This is a genomic window from Acetobacterium sp., assembly GCF_036508315.1.
Lineage (GTDB): Bacteria > Bacillota > Clostridia > Eubacteriales > Eubacteriaceae > Acetobacterium.
This window is the reverse complement of record NZ_DATCHP010000081.1, coordinates 1-4,690: the sequence shown is the minus strand read 5'-3', so window position 1 is coordinate 4,690 and position 4,690 is coordinate 1. Positions and strand designations below refer to the sequence as shown.

The 4,690-nt window shown below is 37.9% G+C and carries 4 protein-coding genes; all 4 read right to left on the bottom strand.

Translation table 11 applies throughout. From position 1 onward, the window contains the following. A partial coding sequence (locus tag VIK44_RS10160; protein WP_331553790.1) for a flagellar hook basal-body protein occupies positions 1–744 on the bottom strand: 744 nt, incomplete at its 3' end. 24 nt (positions 745–768) lie between these two features. Further along, positions 769–1,536 (bottom strand): FliA/WhiG family RNA polymerase sigma factor, encoded by a 768-nt coding sequence (locus tag VIK44_RS10155; RefSeq protein WP_331553789.1) that lies wholly within the window; start codon positions 1,534–1,536, stop codon positions 769–771. A gap of 37 nt (positions 1,537–1,573) precedes the next feature. Continuing rightward, entirely contained in the window at positions 1,574–3,634 is a 2,061-nt protein-coding gene (gene flhA, locus VIK44_RS10150) for a flagellar biosynthesis protein FlhA (RefSeq protein ID WP_331553788.1), read from the bottom strand. Continuing rightward, a partial coding sequence (flhB, locus tag VIK44_RS10145; RefSeq protein ID WP_331553787.1) for a flagellar biosynthesis protein FlhB occupies positions 3,631–4,690 on the bottom strand: 1,060 nt, incomplete at its 5' end. The genes flhB and flhA, both read right to left, overlap by 4 nt.

Below are 4,690 nucleotides of genomic sequence, written 5' to 3'. Positions count from 1 at the left end.
TTGATTGGCGCTGATTTCATTAATCCGATCGTATATTTTTAGAACTTGGGCACAGGATTGAAAATTGTTTTGTCTGGAAATCATCTGACTCATTTCCGTTGTCATATCAGTATTGGATTTTTCAATAGAACCTTGTATGGTGGTAAAAGTATTTGGTCCGGCTGCCTGAAAGCCATTTTGAGTCTGAAAAAAACCGGTCCCCACTTCTTTAAGATCATTTTTATTTGCCACATCTGCGATATAAAGGGACTGCGTTTCCACACCGTTTTCAAGGATTTTGCCATCAAAGCTCAGCGAAAAGTCACTGTCATTTAAGGTCACAGGCTGGCCATTACTGTTTAAAACATTTCCGACTCCCGGTAAAATAAGATTTCCGGTTTCATTAATTTCAAATTGCCCGTTTCTGGTCAGAACCTGGCCATAAGCATCACTTTGGACCAGAAAAAAGCCGTCGCCCTGAATGGCCATATCAACATTCCTTCCGGTTTTTTCAAGGCTTCCCTGGGAAAAGTTGGTGGTTTGTCCGCTATTGACTGTCATATAAGAGCCTGTTCCAATATTGTCTTTTGCAACATTACTTAAAGAGCTCATTCTTGAAAGGAGATACTCCCCAAAACTTGTTTGCAGGGTTGACTGGCTTTTATAACCTGCGGTATTGACATTGGCCACATTATTGGACATCACATTAACTGCTTTTTGTCCTGTTAATAACCCTGCGGCTACTGAATAAAATCCTCTATCCATTTTCTGCCTCCTGTTTAATCTGATTTAATAATCGTTCATTCTTGTTTTCATTTTTATAATTGCCTGGGAATGAATTTGAGATACTCTGGATTCGGTGACTCCTAAAATCTCTGCTATTTCTCTTAATTTCAAATTTTCATAATAGTATAAAGAGACAACCACTCGCTCTTTTTCCTTTAGCTGATCAATGGCTTCTCCCAGTTTTGCTTTTAGTTCATCGTACAAAAGTTGGGATTCCGGCATTTCGTCTTTTCTCTGATTGGTAATCAGTGGCGACACTTCCATCATTTTTTCATTAATGGCTTCTTCGTAGGATAATACAAAGGAATTATGCCGTTGTTCAAGGATTTTATGAAGATTTTCAATGGTTATTCCCATTTTATCGGCTATTTCATTTTCAGTTGGTTCCCGACCATTTTGAACATATAACTCGCCAAATGTATCTTCCAATACTTTTGACAGACTTCGCTGACTTCTCGGTACCCAATCCTGTTTTCGCATAAAGTCAATAATGGCCCCTCTGATTTTAAGGGATGCAAACGTTTCAAATTTATTGCCTAATTCCGAATCAAATTTTTCCACGGCATTAATCAGGGCAATCATTCCCTGATTAACCATATCATCAAGCTGACCAAAATTATTGTAGCTACCTTTGAATCTTAAAACAATTTTTTTGACCAGGCCTGAATATTGAAGGACTATTTCGTTTCTAAGATCGGTGCTTCTACTCTTTTTATACAATTGCCATTGATCCATGCTGTTATCTTCACATTGCTTTTCAGAAACATTCATTTTTTTCACTCCTTTTTTTCAAAGGGATTCATATCCTTTAATTCTCTAACTTAATCATACCAATGACCTGAATTTGAATATTGGTATCTATCTCATTAAAGGAGAGAACCGTTAAATCCACTAAAAACTGCTCAATTAATCGTTTGAAATAAATACGAACAATTGGGGATGTCAGGATAATTGATCGATCTATTATTTCTTTTACCTTTTCAATTTGTTCGGTGACCTTTTCAACAATATTCTGGACGACCAGTGGATCAATTGCCAGATAGGTGCCGTGCTCATTTTTCTTGGCTGAATTCAAGATAATGTTTTCTATTTCCTGATCCAGGGTAATAACCTTAATACTGTTACCATCGGTGTATTTTCTGGTAATGGTTCTTTTCAATTTTTGTCTGACGTATTCAGTTAGCATATCTGTATCTTTAATGGCTAAACCGTGATCCCCTAATGTTTCTAAAATGCTCTGCATATCCCGTATGGGTATGCCTTCCTTTAACAGATTAATTAAAATTTTCTGAAAATCGGAAATGGATACAATATTAGGAATGACATCTCCAACAATGGCTGGATTTGTTTTCGAAACATTTTCGAGTAACGTATTAATGTCCTGGCGGCTAAGCAATTCGTTAATATGTCTTTTAATAACCTCAGACATATGGGTTACGATCACAGAAAGGGCATCAATGACATTATATCCATAGACCTCTGCCATTTCCTTATCTTCTTCGATGATCCATTTACCCTTGATGCCATAGGCCGGCTCAATGGTTTCGATTCCCTCAATGGGCTCGCTGCTGTTTCCTGAATCAAGGGCTAAAAAGTAACCCACCAGCACTTCTCCTTTTGCCACTTCTTCACCTTTTATTTTAATGAGATACTGGTTGGGATTAATCATACCATTATCTCTGAGCCTTACGGTTGGTATGACAACGCCCATGTCCAAAGCAAACTGTTTTCTGAAAATGACAATCCGATCAATAAAATTTCCTGCGCTTCCTTCATCCACCAGGGGCAGAAGGGAGTATCCGAATTCCATTTCAATGGGTTCAACCCCGATGACACTGTATACATTGTCTATATTTCGGTAGAAATCGACCTCGTTGTTTTCTTCGGCAACCAACTGACTCATTTGACCGGCTACTGCCAATTCCGATTTTACTTTTGTTTTTTTTATTAATACATAACCCAGGAAAACCAGAAAAAGGGAAATTGGAAGAATTTGTATGATTGGAGCGCCTGGAATAAAGCACATCATAAAAACAGACGTTCCGGCGATAATTAAAACCCTCGGCTGAGAAAGAAACTGTTTGATTACTTCTTCATTTAAATTGCTTTCAGAAACTGCCCGGGTTACAATCATTGCGGTAGCCACTGAAATCATCAGGGCTGGTACCTGATTTACCAGGCCATCTCCCACGGTTGCAATGGAATAAACGCTTAATACTTCGCTAAAGGCCATCCCTCCTTGAACCATACCAATAATGGTTCCGGCAACTAAATTGACAACAGCAATGATAATGGAGGCAATGGCATCGCCTTTGACCAGTTTTGTGGCACCATCCATGGATCCATAAAATTCTGCTTCTCTCTGGATGTTATTTCTTCTGTCTTTTGCTTCTTCATCGGTAATGACGCCGGCACTGAGGTCAGCATCAATGGCCATTTGTTTTCCCGGCATAGCATCTAATGTAAACCGTGCCGAAACCTCGGAAATTCGTTCCGCACCTTTTGTGATAACAATAAACTGCACAATAATGATAATAATGAAAATAATGAATCCAACAATGGCATTTCCTCCGAGAACAAAGTTACCGAAGGCTGCGATAATTTGCCCCGCCTCTCCTCCGTTGGATAGAATCAATCGGGTAGAGGATATACCCAATGCCAGCCGGAGAAGTGTTGTGATCAGTAACATGGATGGGAAAATAGGGAATTCCAGGGGTCCGCCTATAAACATGGTTGTTAATAAAATCATTAATGAAATACTAATATTAATGATAAACATAAAATCCAGTAAAAATGGCGGTAACGGAATAATAATAAGTGCAATAGTTAAAACTACTAATAAAACAACGATATTTTGCGTAATTTTCATACTGCTCCTTTATCTTTCTTTTTTTCGCTATAAACCCATGCAATCAGCTCTGCAACTGCCTGATAAAGTTCTCCGGGAATACAATCATTGACCTCCGCCATTGCGTATAATCCTCTTGCCAGGAGTTTATTCTCTTTAATGGGTATGTTGTTTTTTTCTCCAATTTCCACAATACGAAGTGCTAAATGATCTTTTCCTTTTGCGACAATAATTGGTGCCAGGTCATGTTCAATATCATATTTTAAGGCGACTGCATAATGGGTCGGGTTTCTGACGATGACATCAGCTGTCGGCACCTTTTGCATCATTCTATTTTGGCTCATTTGCCGTTGTTTATCTTTCATTTTACCTTTGTGCTGAGGATCTCCCTCGGTTTGCTTATATTCATCCTTTACTTCCTGCTTGGTCATTTTAAGTTTTTTCTCATAATCATATTTTTGATAGGCAAAGTCTAAAATAGCGACTCCTGCAAAAATAATACAAATTTGATTGACCATTCCCGTGATTTTTTGAATCAAAAAGGATATATCCGTAGACAGCCGATTGCTTAACAAATCCGGTGTTAATGGCAAAATACTCATAATACTGGTGTAAATAATGGCTAATACTAAAACAACTTTAAAAATGGATTTAATTAATTCGACAACGGATCTTAGCGAAAACAATCGTTTAATGCCCTGCATTAAGCTAATTCTGCTGAATTTAAACTTTATGAGATCTTTTGAAATTAAAAATCCGGTTTGAATACCAACCATTATTATGGCCGTTACGGCTAAGACAATAATAATCGGCATGGCTGAAATAAAAAAAACCTGTACCGCCTCTTTTGAAATTTGCACACAAGTCGCAACGGTTAACGTCTTCAACCCAATGATCTTAGTCATTTGCCCATAATAATAAGTCTTAACTTGCTGGGCAATGAATAATCCTAACTGGCTGACTACAAAGAATCCAATAAGTAAAATAAAAACACTGACAACGTCCTTGCTTTGGTAGGCATTACCTTTTTTTCGCTCGTCTTTTTTCTTTTTCGGGGTTGCTTTTTCTGTTTTATCT

Excerpts from the sequence above, each read along its gene's own strand:
- VIK44_RS10155 (WP_331553789.1), bottom strand. The coding sequence starts at position 1,536 with ATGAATGTTTCTGAAAAGCAATGTGAAGATAACAGCATGGATCAATGG.
- flhA (WP_331553788.1), bottom strand. The coding sequence starts at position 3,634 with ATGAAAATTACGCAAAATATCGTTGTTTTATTAGTAGTTTTAACTATT.